Below are 13,895 nucleotides of genomic sequence, written 5' to 3' on the forward strand. Positions count from 1 at the left end.
CCCGATGGGCCGCTATCGCTGCGAGGAAACACCGAACGACACGCGCCTTCCCGTCACCGTCCTGTCCGGCTTTCTGGGCGCGGGCAAGACCACGCTGCTGAACCACGTCCTCAACAACCGCGAGGGTCGGCGCGTCGCGGTGATCGTCAACGACATGAGCGAGGTGAACATCGACGCCGACCTCGTGCGCGAAGGTGGGGCCGACCTGTCGCGCACCGACGAGACGCTGGTGGAGATGACCAATGGCTGCATCTGCTGCACGCTGCGCGGGGATCTCATGGAAGAGGTCAAGCGCCTGACCGAAAAGGGGCGCTACGACTATCTCCTGATCGAGGGCACTGGCATCGCCGAGCCGCTGCCGATCGCGGCCACCTTCTCGTTTCGGGACGAGAAGGGCGAGAGCCTGTCGGACCGCACACGGCTCGACACGATGGTGACGGTGGTGGACGCCGCCAGCCTTCTTCGCGACTACGGCTCGCACGTGCTCCTGGCCGAGCGCGGCGAGACGGCCGGGGAGGGCGACGAGCGGACGCTGGTGGACCTTCTGGTGGAGCAGATCGAGTTCGCCGACGTGGTGGTCATCAACAAGGCGTCCGAGGTGGACGCCCAGACCCTTGACGCGGTGCGGGCCGTGGTGACGGGGCTGAACCCGACGGCGCAGCTGGTCGAGACCGATTTCGGCCGCGTGCCGCTTGGGGCCGTGCTCGACACCGGCCTGTTCCACGAGGAAACCGCGCAGACCCATCCGCTCTGGTACAAGGCGCTCTACGAGCCGGAAACGCACACGCCCGAAACGCTGGAATACGGCGTGTCGAGCTTCGTCTACCGGGCGCGCCGACCCTTCGACCCCGTGCGCTTCGACGCGTTCGTGAAGGCGGTCTGGCCGGGCCTCATCCGCGCCAAGGGGCATTTCTGGCTGGCGACGCGGCCGGACTGGGTGGGCGAGTTCTCGCTCGCGGGCGCGGTGGCGCGCGTGTCCGGCCTCGGGCGCTGGTGGGCGGCGGTGCCGCGCGAGCGCTGGCCGGACGTGCCGGAATGGCGCGAGCTGCTCCAGCGCCACTGGACCGCCCCCTGGGGCGACCGGCGGCAGGAGCTCGTCTTCATCGGCGCCGGCATGGACGAGGCGGCGATCCGCGAAGCGCTGGACGACTGCCTCGTCGGCCCGGCGGATGTGTTCGAGGCGAGCCGATTCGGTGCTCTGGCCGATCCGTTCCCCCGTTGGGGTCAGGCAGCCTGAGGGACGGCCCCTTAATAAGGAAGGCCGGCGTCGCGGGGGTTGCGACGCCGGCCCAAGGGGAGGGGGAGAGAGGGGAGGCTTTGTCTCGTCAGTCTCGCCGTCGGTCGCGCCTCATGGGCATCGACCGCAAGCGGATTTTAAGCGCGGCGATCGGGATAGGGCGCGCCGGCGGGCTGCGGGGTGGCGGAGCGGCGCGCGCTGCGTTCCGCGATCTTCTTCGTGACCCAGCCGACGAAAAGCGCCTTGAGAATGCTGCGAATCATGTTGGTCGTCCCACGTTGTTCCGTTGGCTCTGAAATGTCGAATGCCGCCAAAGGGTTCCCCATCACGAAAACGCGACCACGCTGTCAATTGTGACCAAAGGGTGAAGAGCGACTTCCCTTTTCGTCAACTTTCGGTAGCCTTCCCCACAGCGCTGGGAGGTGCCGCCGCTTCACGCGGCCAGGGAGGGAACACGTGACAAGCTACCCAACGAACGCCGCTGCGGCGTCCGGACGACAGCCCATGACCAAGCGGGAGCGGAAGGTGATCATCGCCTCCTCGCTCGGCACGGTCTTCGAATGGTACGACTTCTATCTCTATGGAACGCTCGCCGCGATCATCGGGCGGCAGTTCTTCTCGCAGTTTCCGCCGGCCACGCAGGCCATCTTCGCGCTTCTGACCTTCGCCGCCGGCTTTCTCGTGCGCCCCTTCGGCGCGCTGGTCTTCGGGCGGCTGGGCGATCTGGTCGGGCGCAAATACACGTTCCTTCTGACGATCCTCATCATGGGCCTGTCGACCTTCGCGGTCGGCCTCCTGCCGAGCTACGACCAGATCGGCGTCGCCGCGCCCATCATCCTGGTCGCGCTTCGCATGGCGCAGGGCTTGGCGCTCGGCGGCGAGTATGGCGGCGCGGTGGTCTATGTCGCGGAGCATTCGCCGCGCACCCGGCGCGGCTTCTACACCGCCTGGATCCAGACCACGGCGACAATGGGCCTGCTTCTGTCGCTCTTCGTCATCGTGACGCTGCGCCTCAATCTGGGCGAGGACGCGTTCCAGACCTCGCAGCCGCTCTTCCTCGGGCTCACAGGCGGCTGGCGCATTCCGTTCCTTCTGTCGATCGTGCTCCTGATCGTCTCGATCTATATCCGCCTGCAGATGCATGAATCGCCGATCTTCCAGAAGATGAAGGAAGAGGGCACCCAGTCCAAGGCGCCGCTGTCGGAGGCCTTCGGCAACTGGCGCAACGGCAAGATCGTCCTGATCGCGCTGTTCGGCCTCGTGATCGGCCAGGCCGTGGTCTGGTACACCGGCCAGTTCTACGCGCTGTTCTTCCTGCAGACGGTGCTGAAGGTCGATCTTCTGACGGCCAACGTCCTGATCGCCTGGGCGCTGATCATCGCGACGCCCTTCTTCCTCGTGTTCGGCTCCCTGTCGGACCGCATCGGCCGCAAGCCGGTGATCCTGGCGGGCTGCCTTCTCGCGGCGGCGACCTATTTCCCGCTGTTCCAGGCGCTGACGGCGGCCGCCAACCCGACCTACAGCAACGCCATCGCCACGGTGCGGGCCGAGGTCGTGGCCGATCCCGCCACCTGCGGCTCGCTGTTCGACCCGGTCGGCATCCGCACCTTCACCAGCCCCTGCGACGTGATGCGCCGCACCCTGTCGCAGCAGGCCTTCCGCTACACGCAGGTCTCCGCCCCGGCGGGAAGCCCGACGCAGCTCGTGGTGAACGGCGGCACGCCGATCCCCTTCACCGACGCCAAGACCTTCACCGCCGCGCTCGGCCCGGCCATGGTCGCGGCGGGCTATCCGGCGGCCGACGACGCTGCGAAGGTCAAGGTCGACGGGTTCTTCTCCGCGCTCGGCTCTGCCCAGGCACTGAAGGTCATCGCGATCCTGACCGTGATGGTCATCTACGTCACCATCGTCTACGGGCCGATCGCCGCCGCGCTGGTGGAGTTCTTCCCCACGCGCATCCGCTACACCGCGATGTCGCTGCCCTATCATATCGGCAACGGCTGGTTCGGCGGGCTCCTGCCGGCGACCTCCTTCGCGATCGTCGCCTCGACGGGCGATATCTTCGCCGGGCTTTGGTATCCCGTCTTCTTCGCGCTGCTGACGGTGGTGATCGGCCTTCTCTTCGTTCGCGAAAAGAAGGGCGTCGATCTGGCGGACTGATCCGCTCTCTCGGCCTTCAAGCCTGAAAACGAAAACCGCCGCCCCGGGAGACGGGGGCGGCGGTTTTGTTTCCGAGAGATGGATGGGCTCAGGCCGCGAGCTTGCGGCGGAAGGCGGCCGCGACCGCGTCGCCCATCTCGGTCGTGCCGACTTCGCGGCAGCCCGGCGCCATGATGTCGCCGGTGCGGGTGCCCGATTCCAGCACCTCGGCGATGGCGGCCTCCAGCTTGTCGGCCTCCTCCACCAGGGCGAAGGAGTAGCGCAGCATCATCGCGAAGGAGGCGATCATGGCGATCGGGTTGGCGATGCCCCGGCCCGCGATGTCAGGCGCCGAACCGTGGACCGGCTCGTACATGGCGCGGCGCTGGCCGCTCGCCTCGTCCGGGCTCCCGAGCGAGGCGGAGGGCAGCATGCCGAGCGAGCCCGTCAGCATGGCGGCGATGTCGGAGAGCATGTCGCCGAAGAGATTGTCGGTCACGATCACGTCGAACTGCTTGGGCGCGCGCACGAGCTGCATGCCGCCGGCATCGGCCAGCATGTGGTCGAGCGTTACATCAGTGAAGCCCTTGGCATGAGTCTCGGTCACGACCTGGTTCCACAGGACGCCCGATTTCATGACGTTGCGCTTTTCCATGGAGGTGACCTTGCCGCGCCGCGTGCGGGCCAGTTCGAAGGCCACTTTCGCGATGCGCTCGATCTCGTAGGTGTCGTAGACCTGCGTGTCGATGCCGCGCTTCTGGCCGTTGCCGAGATCCACGATCTCCTTCGGCTCGCCGAAATAGACGCCGCCCGTCAGCTCGCGCACGATCAGGATGTCGAGCCCGTCCACCAGCTCGCGCTTCAGCGAGGAGGCCTCGGCCAGCGCTGGATAGCAGATGGCGGGGCGCAGGTTGGCGAACAGCGCCATGTCCTTGCGCAGCCGCAGAAGGCCCGCCTCGGGGCGCTTCTCGTAAGGTACGCTGTCCCATTTCGGGCCGCCGACGGCGCCGAAGAGCACCGCGTCCGCCGCCATGGCGCGCGCCATGTCGCTGTCGGAGATCGCCTCGCCATGGGCGTCGTAGGCCGAACCGCCGACAAGGCCCCGCTCGATCTCGAAGCCGGCGCCACGCTCGGCGTTGAGCAGAGCCACGAGCTTCTCGACCTCGGTCATGGCCTCCGGCCCGATGCCGTCGCCGGGAAGAAGAAGAAGCTTGCGCGTGGTCATGCGGATGTCCCCATTGCTCAAACGCGCCGACGTCGCGGCGGATCAGCCGGGGTCGTAGCGGCAGCGCCCGCCGACCGCAAGCGTGGCGCGCCCATCCCCTCCTCCTGGCGCGGTGAGACGGGGGGCTCGAGGTCCGCGATCCACTGGGAGCACGCGGCAGAACTCCTGGGGTCGGCTGGGCGGCTCTCATTGCCGGGGCGCCGCCGCGAAGGCTTGGCCCTGCGCTCCGCATCCATCGGGCTTCGCTTCTCGCGCCCGAACCTCAGTTTCCCGACGGCCGTCCGCCTGGAGGTTCTGTTCGGTGCTCTTAGTATTTTCTTGACTTAGATCGCAAAGCCTTCTCCCGGAGTCGGGCTCCGTCAACCTGTTTGCAACCCGCCGGGGCGAACCATCCCGTCCCATGGCATCGGACGGGCGACGCGGAAACGGCGCCTTCACGCGATCGGGGGGCAGTGCGTTGAAACTGAGCATCAAGACCAAGCTGGCGGCCGGTTTCGCGGCCGTTCTCGTCATGCTGGCCGCCACGGGCGCGATCGGGCTGCAGGAGCTCGGCCGGTCCAACCAGCAGACGGAGGCCTTCACGGACGGCCCGTTCCGGCAGGTGCAGCGCCTGGGCGAGCTCTACGCCCTGCAGGGCACCGCGCGAAGCGACTTCCAGGGCATGATCCTCAGCCAGAAGCCGGACGAGATCCAGGCGATCGGCGCGCGCTTCGACAGCAAGATCCAGTCGATGCAGACCGTCCTCACCGACTATATCGCCGCGCTGCCCGAAGCCAGCCGCCCGGCGGCGGCCGACATGGTGACGCTGCTGGACGAGCTGAAGGCGGCCTTCGTCGAGGCGCGGCCGCTCGCCTCCACCACCTTCCGCTACGACGCGATCAAGGCCATGGCGAAAGCCGACCCGGTCGGCGTCGAGATTTCCAACGTCCTTCTCCAGCTGCAGAGCGCCTTCCGCACCGGGCAGCAGACGCCGCTGATGACGATCTCGCAGAACACGCTGTCGGACATGCGCGCGCGCTTTCCCGAAATGCGCATGACGGCCAATCAGGTGCTGGTGGAAACCGACGACGCCAAGCTGAAGGCGCTGTCGCAGCTTCTCACCTCCCGTCAGGCGCAGTTCGGCGCCTTCATCAAGCAGCTGAAGTCGGCGGCGGACCCGTCCTACCAGGCGCGCCTGAACTCGCTCGACAAGCGCTGGGAGCAGTTCAAGGACGCGATGAACGGCTGGGTGGCCGGCGCCGTGGCCAACGACAACGGTCGCGCCCGCACGCTGCTCAACACCAAGATCATCCCGCTGGCCGAGAAGTTCGAGGGCCGGCTCGAAGCGCAGAAGAAGGTCGAGTCCGACATCGCCGCCGGCTTCGTGCAGCGCGCCGACACGGCTTTCACGGAAACGCGCCTGTTCCTGATCGCTCTGATCGGCGGCGCCGTCCTGATCGGTCTCGCGGTGGCGACATGGCTTGGCCTGTCGATCTCTCGCGGTCTGAAGCGCTCGGTGGACCTCGCCCGCCAGATCGGCTCGGGGGATCTCACCCACACGATCCGGGCCAAGGGCTCGGACGAGATCGCCGAACTCCAGCGCGCCATGGGCGACATGACCACCAAGCTGTCCGAGATCGTCTCGGGCGTGCGCGCCTCCTCCTCGCTGGTGGCCGCCGGCTCGGCCCGCTCGGCCGAGACTGCCGACCGCCTGTCGTCGGGCTCGACGGAACAGGCCGCCGCCTCCGAGCAAGCCTCGGCCGCGATCGAGGAGATGACCGCCAACATCCGCCAGAACGCCGACAACGCCTCCACCACCGAGAAGATCGCGGCCCAGGCCGCCGAGCATGCCGGCACCACGGGCGCGGCGGTGGCGCAATCCACCGAGGCGATGCGCGCCATTGCCGAGAAGATCGCCGTGGTGCAGGAGATCGCCCGTCAGACCGACCTTCTCGCGCTGAACGCCGCGATCGAAGCCGCCCGCGCCGGCCAGCACGGCAAGGGTTTTGCGGTGGTCGCCTCGGAAGTGCGCAAGCTCGCCGAGCGCTCCCAGGCGGCGGCGGCCGAGATCGGCGACCTCTCCTCGCGCACGCTGGTCGTTGCGGAGGATGCCGGGGCGCGTCTGGAGCGGTTGGTTCCGGACATCCGCAAGACGGCGGAACTGGTGTCGGAGATTTCGGCGGCGTGCCGGGAGCAGTCGATCGGCATCGAGCAGATCAACCAGGCGATCGGGCAGCTGGATCAGGTGACGCAGTCCAACGCCGGGGCGGCGAACGAGATGGCGGCGACCGCCGACCAGCTGTCCACCGAAGCGGGCCGGCTGGAGGAACGGGCGGGCTACTTCCGCATGACCGACGCCGAGCGCGAGCGGTTGCTGCAGGACGAGGCGGTGGAGATCGAGGCGACGAACCGGCAGGCGGAGCGGCAGAAGACGCGCGGCGAGGGCGGCGCGGCCAAGCCAGCCTCGACCTCGGCCCCGGCAGCCGGCAAGGCGGCTCCGAAGTCTGCCCCCACGTCTGCCAAGTCGAACGCGCCCAAGACCACGCGGGTGTTGGGCAAGACCCCGGTGGCGGTGAGCGCGGAAACGGACCAGGACCTGTTCGAGACCGGAGGGGGCGAGAACCCCGTTCACAGCTTGCAGGCGCAGGCGGCCAGCGCTCTGGCGCGGCCGGCGCCAGCGGGTGCGGGCAAAGGCGGCTTCTCGCTGGATCTCGGCGGCGACGAGGGCTTCGAGCGCATGAGCCGCTGAGCCGAGCACGCTTCGAATCTATCGACAGGAAAAAGCCCGGCGTGAGACATCTCTCGCGCCGGGCTTTTCGCGACGGGGGCCCAACAGGCCGAGGCTCCGGCCACTGGGGCGATGCTTCCCTAAGAGGCTGTTTGGAAGCTCGGCGGCGGAGGGCCGGCGAGGGATTTTTGGGTGTCGCGAGACGCCAAACTTGAGTGATGCGAGGGCGCGTCGGCAAGGGTTGGCAACGAAGCGACGGCGAAAAGCACCGTCGGGCCGACTCGACCGAGTTTCCAAACAGGCTCTAAGCCCTCACAAGCAAAAGCCCGGCCTGGAATGCGATCCCAGGTCGGGCTTTCGGTTTTAAGACTAGGCTTGCAAGCGGAAGGGCGGTGGTCAGCTGGCGCGCAGGGCGCTCGCCTCGATCTCCACCTTCATTTCCGGGCGGATCAGCCCGGCGACGATCATCGTGGCGGCGGGCCTGATCTCGCCGAACCAGCGGCCGGTGACCGCGAACACCGCGTCGGCATAGGCGGCGTCGGTCACGATATAGCGCACGCGAACCACGTCGCTCATCGCGAAGCCCGCGTCCTTCAGCGCCTTCTCGATCGTCGCCAGCGCGTTTTCGGTCTGCGCGCCGACGTCTTCAGGCATGGTCATGCTGGCGTAGTCGTAGCCCGTGGTGCCCGCCACTTCGCAGACGGGGCCCTGCGCCACGGCGCGGCTGTAGCCGGCCTGCCGCTCGAAGGGCGAGCCGGTGGAAACGCGCTGGCGCGCCGCGCTCATGCCCAGGGCCGCTCGGCGCCGACGCGCTGTTCGAAGCCGGTGATCGAGGCTTCGCGCTCCAGCGTCAGGCCGATATCGTCGAGCCCGTTGATGAGGCAGTGCTTGCGGAACGGGTCCATCTCGAAATGCACCGTGCCGCCGTCCGGGCGGCGGATTTCCTGCGCTTCGAGATCCACGCTGAGCGTGGCGTTGGAGCCCTTCTCGGCGTCCGACATCAGCGCGTCGAGCTCGGCCTGGGTGACGCGGATCGGCAGGATGCCGTTCTTGAAGCAGTTGTTGTAGAAAATGTCGGCGAAGGACGTGGCGATCACGCAGCGGATGCCGAAGTCCAGAAGCGCCCAAGGCGCGTGCTCGCGCGAGGAGCCGCAGCCGAAATTGTCGCCCGCCACCAGGATCTCGGCCTTGCGATAGGCCGGGCGGTTCAGGACGAAGCTCTCGTCCTCCGACCCGTCCTCCTTGTAGCGCAGGTTGGCGAAGAGGCCGACGCCCAGGCCCGTGCGCTTGATGGTCTTCAGATAGTCCTTGGGGATGATCATGTCGGTGTCGACATTGAGGATCGGAAGCGGCGCGGCGACGCCCGTCAACTGGTCGAACTTCTGCATGGCTTCGATCCTTTCCCGATCCGATGGCGCCCCCTCGCGGCGCCGCATGTCTGGTCTCGCGGCTTCGTTACACCCGCCACTGCCTCCGAACCAAGCCTTTTTGCAAAAGTGTGGCCGGCTTATAATATCCCGATAAAAAAACGCGTTGCATTGTTTATCGAGATAACATAAAAGCAGGGCAACGAAAGGAACGAGATCATGGCGCGTTTACGCCAGCCCCTGACCTTGGACGAAAAGCTCTGTTTCTCGCTCTACGGCGCCTCCATGGCCGTGGGGCGCACCTACAAGCCGATCCTCGATCGGTTGGGGCTCACCTATCCGCAATATCTCGTGCTCTCGGTTCTGTGGGAGCGGGACGGCATGGGCATCGGCGCCATCGCCGAACGGCTCGATCTGGAGCCGAGCACGGTGACGCCGTTGGTCAAGCGCTTGGAAGCCTCCGGCTTCGTCACGCGCCGCCGCAACCCGGCCGACGAGCGGCAGGTGACGGCGACGCTTACCGAGAGCGGCCGCGCCATGAGCGAGGAAAGTGCCTGTCTCGGCACGGCCCTCGTGTCCGGCTCGGGCCTGACGATGGACCAGTTGACCGCCTTGAACCGCGAGATCCGCGCCTTTCGCGCCGCCCTGGCGCAGTCCATGGCGGAGATGGCGCAGGACGGTTAGCCCGCCTCTGCCCTGAAGGCGGCTCGCCGGGCGCGCGCCTTCGCCTGCCCGGTCTTTGCCTCCTTGGTCTTCGCTTCTTCGTCCCCGCGAAGCCTTCCCTCGTTCCCTTCCTCCCGTCCCTCGGGCCGATCCCGGCCCGTTTCCTTTCCACTTCCCAAGGAGATTTCCCATGCCTGTCGACGTGATCTACAAGACCAAGGCCACGGCCAATGGCGGCGGCCGTGACGGCGCCGCTCGCTCCGAGGACGGCTCGGTCGACGTCAAGCTCGTGGTTCCCAAGGAAATGGGCGGCCCCGGCGGCGACGGTGCCAACCCCGAGAAGCTTTTTGCCGCCGGCTATTCCGCCTGCTTCCTCGGCGCCATGCGCGCCATCTCGTCCAAGGTCGGTGTCAAGGTTCCCGCCGAGGCGACCGTGACGGCGGAAGTCGGCTTCGGCCCGCGCTCGGAAGGCGGCTACGGCATCACCGCCGATCTCACGATCGACCTGCCGGGCGTCGATCCCGCCGAGGGCGAGAAGCTGATCGCCGCCGCGCACGAGATCTGCCCCTATTCCAACGCCACGCGCGGCAATCTGGACGTGGGCCTGACCCTCGCCTGATCGCCCTTCGCCATCGGGCGCTCGCGCCCGCTGCTGGAATCGCAAGGCCGGGACGGTTCGCCGCCCCGGCCTTTTCGCGTGCCGCTCGCTTGAATGCGCTCGCGCGATGGGGCAGACCTCGGGCATGACCGAACCCGAGCCGCTTCTGCGTTCCGTTCTGTTCGTGCCCGCGGCCAATGGCCGGGCGCTGGAAAAGTCGCGGACCCTTGCCGCCGACGCTGTGATCTTCGATCTGGAGGACTCTGCTGCCGAAGCGGAGAAGCATGAGGCGCGCGAGCGCCTGCGCGCCCATCTTCTGGAGCGCCCGCCGGGCGGCGCCCTTCGTGTCGTGCGCATCAATCCGCTGGACACACGCGAGGGCACGGAAGACCTCCTGATGGCGCGCGCCGCCAAGGTGGACGCCGTGCTCCTGCCCAAGGTCGAGACGCCGCGCCGGCTAAGCGAGGCCGACGACGCGCTAGCCGAGATGGACGCGCCCCCGGCGCTTCGCCTCTGGGCCATGGTGGAAACGCCCAAGGGCGTGCGCCACGCCGCCGACATCGCCGAGACGCGCCTGCGCCATCGCCTCGGCGCGCTGGTGGTCGGCCCGAACGATCTGGTGGCCGCCGCCGATCTCCAGCTTTCGCCGGGCCGACCGGAGCTTCTGCCCTGGCTTGGCCCCGTGCTCGTCGCCGGCAAGGCGGCGGGCGTGCCGGTGCTGGATGGCGTCTGGTCGGACCTCGGCGACACGGCGGGCTTCGAGGCCGAGTGCCGTCAGGCGCGCCGCTTCGGCTTTGCCGGCAAGACGCTGATCCACCCTGCGCAGATCGCGGCGGCCGAAGCTGCCTTCTCCCCGGACGCGGAGGAGATCGCGCGCGCCGAACGTCTCGTCGCCGCCTTCGCCGACCCCGCCCATGCCGGGCGCGGCGTCATCCGCCACGAGGGGCGGATGGTGGAGCGCCTTCATCTTCACGCGGCCGAGCACCTCCTCGCCCGCGCCGCCCGCATTCGCGAAAGGACCCATCCATGAAGCTCTACCGCCTGTTGACCGGCGTCGACGACGCCGCCTTCTGCCACAAGGTCTCGCTCGCCCTGTCCAAGGGCTGGGAACTGGCGGGCAGCCCGGCCTATGCGTTCGACGCGGCCGAGGGCGTCATGAAATGCGCCCAGCCCGTCACCAAACTCGTCGAGGGCAAGGACTACGATCCCTCCATGAAGCTCGGCGAACAATGACCACGCGTGACCCGTTGCGCGAAGCGTTTCTGGCCGGCCTCGAAGGGCTGAGGCGGGGCGCGGAGGCGCTTCCGCTCGGCGCGGACGGTTTGCGGCGTGGCGCCGAGGGTCTTCGGCAGGGCCTGGATGGGCTGGAGCGGGGCACTGAGAGTCTTCGCGAGGGCGCGGAGGGTCTGCGCCGTGGCGTCGAGGGCCTGCGCCGGGGTCAGGAGGCTTTGCGCCGCGCCGAGGAGGCCATGCGGCGCCGGGGGCCGAAGGGCTCTTGAAGCGCTGGCTCGGCGCCGGCCTCGCTCTGCTTCTCGCCCTTGCGGCTGTCTTTTCGGGGCTGGCGCTTCTGGCGCTTGTCGTCCCCCGCGCGCCCAGCGTCGGCTTCGCGCCGCCGGGGCCGGGCGAGGCGAGCGTCGTGGTGGTGCTTGCCGCCAATCCCATCCACACCGACATTCTCCTGCCCGCGACCCCCGCGCTTCTCACCCGCTTCGGCTTCCTGGCGCGGGACGGCCTGCCCCTGGACGACCCGCGCGTCGGCGCCATCGCGGTGGGCTGGGGCGGGCGCGCCTTCTATACGCAGACGCCGGAATGGCGCGACCTCTCGCTGGACGCGCTTTGGCGCTCCTTCACCTATGACCGCTCGGTGCTCCACCTCTCGCTCGCCCCCGCGCTCGCCGGCACGGAGCCGGGCCTTCGCCCTGTCACCTTGAGCGAGCCGGCCTATGAAGCGCTCCTACGCTTCGTGGAGGCGAGCTTCGAGCCCGACCCCACCACCGGCGGCCCCTGGCTCCTGCCGGGCTTCGCCTACAGCCCCTATGACCGCTTCTACGAGGCGCGCGGCGGCTTCAACCTCCTGTTCGGCTGCAACACCTGGACAGCCGAGGCCCTGCGCCACGCGGGCCTGCGAACCAGCCTCTGGTCCCCCCTCCCGCCGCTCCTGCTCTGGGGGTTGGATTTGCACGCCGCGTAGAGACGAAAGCGCCGATCCCGGACAGGTTCGTTCGAATTGGAATCGACCAATCAACCGATCAAAATCCCTAATAAATTTTCGAGGAATTCAAAATTCGGATATATAAAATTGCGCGAATCCAAGTATAAAATCCTTGGATGCTGCGGGTCTATTTCTGTTCTCGAAGGCAACAACGCCTTGAACGGGGAAAACGAAAATGGTCAGCATCAACAACACCGCAGTCAATAGCGCAGTTCTCGCCAGCCTCCGTCAGACGAACGCCGATCTGGCAACGTCGCAGAACCGGATCGCCAGCGGTTTGAAGATCGCTTCCGCCAAGGACAACGCCTCGGTCTGGACGACTTCGCAGAACATCCGCAAGGATCTGGCGGCTCAGGACACGATCGACGGCAATCTGGCGATCGCCAAGGGGCAAGCCGACGTTGCCTATTCGGCCCTGTCGTCCATCTCTGATATCCTAGATAAGATGAACACGGCGGCGAGCCAGCTCGGGAACGTTGGTGCTGCGCAGAATGCGCAGCTTGGTAGCGATCTGAAGAATTACCAGGAACAGCTCCTGGCGGTCGCCAAGACGGCGTCGATGAGTGGTGTCAATTTGTTGACCAGCCTGCCTGCAGCCGTCGTGACGACCGCTATCGCACAGGACCAGGGATCTCCGATCAACCTGACCTTCACGCCGACGCAGATTTTGGCGGCCGATGGCTCGAGCGGAACTTTGGCTACCATTTATGCTACGGCGCAGATTGATGCATCAACGTCAACTTCAGCTATCACCACCTACAAGGGTCTCTTCGCCGCTGCCTCGACCGCCGTCACTAGCTACATGACCAGCGTTGGGAACTATTCCAAGAGCGTTGTCGCCCAGCAGGACTTCAGCGCGAAGGTGAAAGACATCCGCACCAATGCTCTGAGCGCGCTGGTGGATGCCAATATGGAAGAAGAATCGGCTCGGGTTCAGTCCCTGCAGGTGAAGCAGCAGCTGGCGTTCCAGGCGCTTTCCATCGGCAATTCCTCCGCCCAGAACATCCTTCGCCTCTTCCAGTAAGCCGAAGGCGGCGCCTCGCGCCCCCCGTCGCGATACCTCGTCTCGCGGCTTACAAGATGACCCTCCGGTGCTCCCCGTGCCGGAGGGTTTTTGCGTCCGCAACTCTGCGGATGTCCAGCTGAAGCCGGCTTAGTCCGCCTGCGCCTCCAGCGCTTCCATGTCGTCGTCCGACAGGCCGAAATGGTGGCCGATCTCGTGGATCAGGACGTGGGCGACCAGCGTGCCCAGCGATTCCTCGTGCTCGGCCCAATAGTCGAGGATCGGGCGGCGGTAGAGGAGGATGCGGTTCGGCATCTCGCCGGTGGAACTCACCGCCATCGCGGCCACCGGCCGGCCTTCGAACAGGCCGAGAATGTCGAACGGGCTTTCGAGGTTCATCGCCTCCACCACCTCGTCGTCGGGAAAATCGGCGACATGGAAGCGGATTTCGCCGGACAGGGCGCGAAACTCCGGCGGCAGCGACGCATAGGCGTCCAGCGCCAGCGATTCGATCTCCTCCAGGCTCGGCGCCATGCGCCGGCCCCAAGCCTTGGCCTGATCGAGCTGAGCCATCCCCGTCCTTCCCTGATCTCCGCCCGGCCTCGCCGATGCGGCGGTCCGTGCCCTCCCGCTCTTCGTGACATATCGCACCGTCGCCCGCGAGCCTGCCGCGCTTCACGAAGGCGCGGGGCCGCGCCCTGTCCACATCCCAGCCCTGCAAACGCCTTTTGAGCCCCTTGGTTT

Annotated in this window: 15 protein-coding genes; 10 read left to right on the forward strand and 5 right to left on the reverse strand. The window is 67.2% G+C overall.

The window, feature by feature from the left end; all coding sequences use genetic code 11:
• Window positions 1–4 precede the first annotated feature (4 nt).
• Complete coding sequence (locus AUL32_RS12350; RefSeq protein WP_062115417.1) at window positions 5–1,237, forward strand: GTP-binding protein; 1,233 nt, start codon at window positions 5–7, stop codon at window positions 1,235–1,237.
• A 137-nt stretch (window positions 1,238–1,374) separates the two neighbouring features.
• On the opposite strand, the gene AUL32_RS26270 is transcribed toward AUL32_RS12350, so the two are convergent.
• Window positions 1,375–1,500: a hypothetical protein gene (locus AUL32_RS26270; RefSeq protein ID WP_280137581.1), complete on the reverse strand. Its 126-nt coding sequence runs from the start codon at window positions 1,498–1,500 to the stop codon at window positions 1,375–1,377.
• Window positions 1,501–1,741: 241 nt separating this feature from the next.
• Here AUL32_RS26270 and AUL32_RS12355 point away from each other — a divergent pair, with 241 nt between their 5' ends.
• Complete coding sequence (locus tag AUL32_RS12355) at window positions 1,742–3,397, forward strand: MFS transporter (protein ID WP_061973321.1); 1,656 nt, start codon at window positions 1,742–1,744, stop codon at window positions 3,395–3,397.
• Window positions 3,398–3,485: 88 nt separating this feature from the next.
• Here AUL32_RS12355 and leuB read toward each other — a convergent pair whose 3' ends face one another.
• The gene (leuB, locus tag AUL32_RS12360) at window positions 3,486–4,601 is read right to left on the reverse strand and encodes a 3-isopropylmalate dehydrogenase (RefSeq protein WP_062115379.1); all 1,116 of its coding nucleotides are present in this window, start codon (window positions 4,599–4,601) and stop codon (window positions 3,486–3,488) included.
• Between the two features lie 457 nt (window positions 4,602–5,058).
• Here leuB and AUL32_RS12365 point away from each other — a divergent pair, with 457 nt between their 5' ends.
• Window positions 5,059–7,329, forward strand: coding sequence for a HAMP domain-containing methyl-accepting chemotaxis protein (locus AUL32_RS12365; protein WP_062115382.1), 2,271 nt, complete (start codon window positions 5,059–5,061; stop codon window positions 7,327–7,329).
• A gap of 375 nt (window positions 7,330–7,704) precedes the next feature.
• On the opposite strand, the gene AUL32_RS12370 is transcribed toward AUL32_RS12365, so the two are convergent.
• A complete protein-coding gene (locus tag AUL32_RS12370) occupies window positions 7,705–8,094 on the reverse strand; it encodes a RidA family protein (RefSeq protein WP_062115385.1) in 390 nt (129 codons plus the stop codon).
• On the reverse strand, window positions 8,091–8,696 hold the full coding sequence (leuD, locus tag AUL32_RS12375) for a 3-isopropylmalate dehydratase small subunit (protein WP_061977604.1): 606 nt from the start codon (window positions 8,694–8,696) through the stop codon (window positions 8,091–8,093). The genes AUL32_RS12370 and leuD overlap by 4 nt, the downstream gene beginning before the upstream one ends.
• A 198-nt stretch (window positions 8,697–8,894) precedes the next feature.
• Between leuD and AUL32_RS12380 the strand changes: the two genes are divergently transcribed.
• From AUL32_RS12380 to AUL32_RS12410, 7 genes are all read left to right on the forward strand, one after another.
• The gene (locus tag AUL32_RS12380) at window positions 8,895–9,359 is read left to right on the forward strand and encodes a MarR family winged helix-turn-helix transcriptional regulator (RefSeq protein ID WP_061973325.1); all 465 of its coding nucleotides are present in this window, start codon (window positions 8,895–8,897) and stop codon (window positions 9,357–9,359) included.
• A 169-nt stretch (window positions 9,360–9,528) separates the two neighbouring features.
• Window positions 9,529–9,957, forward strand: a complete 429-nt coding sequence (locus tag AUL32_RS12385) for an organic hydroperoxide resistance protein (RefSeq protein ID WP_061973327.1) — start codon at window positions 9,529–9,531, stop codon at window positions 9,955–9,957.
• A 124-nt stretch (window positions 9,958–10,081) separates the two neighbouring features.
• Complete coding sequence (locus tag AUL32_RS12390; RefSeq protein WP_062115420.1) at window positions 10,082–10,966, forward strand: HpcH/HpaI aldolase/citrate lyase family protein; 885 nt, start codon at window positions 10,082–10,084, stop codon at window positions 10,964–10,966.
• A complete protein-coding gene (locus AUL32_RS12395; protein WP_061973330.1) occupies window positions 10,963–11,169 on the forward strand; it encodes a DUF1737 domain-containing protein in 207 nt (68 codons plus the stop codon). The genes AUL32_RS12390 and AUL32_RS12395 overlap by 4 nt, the downstream gene beginning before the upstream one ends.
• A complete protein-coding gene (locus tag AUL32_RS12400; RefSeq protein ID WP_062115388.1) occupies window positions 11,166–11,435 on the forward strand; it encodes a hypothetical protein in 270 nt (89 codons plus the stop codon). Before AUL32_RS12395 ends, AUL32_RS12400 begins: the two co-directional genes overlap by 4 nt.
• Entirely contained in the window at window positions 11,432–12,127 is a 696-nt protein-coding gene (locus tag AUL32_RS12405; RefSeq protein WP_082659614.1) for a TIGR02117 family protein, read from the forward strand. Before AUL32_RS12400 ends, AUL32_RS12405 begins: the two co-directional genes overlap by 4 nt.
• Before the next feature lie 196 nt (window positions 12,128–12,323).
• On the forward strand, window positions 12,324–13,172 hold the full coding sequence (locus AUL32_RS12410; RefSeq protein WP_062115391.1) for a flagellin: 849 nt from the start codon (window positions 12,324–12,326) through the stop codon (window positions 13,170–13,172).
• Between the two features lie 129 nt (window positions 13,173–13,301).
• Here AUL32_RS12410 and AUL32_RS12415 read toward each other — a convergent pair whose 3' ends face one another.
• Window positions 13,302–13,724 (reverse strand): metallopeptidase family protein, encoded by a 423-nt coding sequence (locus AUL32_RS12415; protein ID WP_062115395.1) that lies wholly within the window; start codon window positions 13,722–13,724, stop codon window positions 13,302–13,304.
• Between the last annotated feature and the right edge of the window lie 171 nt (window positions 13,725–13,895).

Source organism: Aureimonas sp. AU40, assembly GCF_001463785.1.
Lineage (GTDB): Bacteria > Pseudomonadota > Alphaproteobacteria > Rhizobiales > Rhizobiaceae > Aureimonas.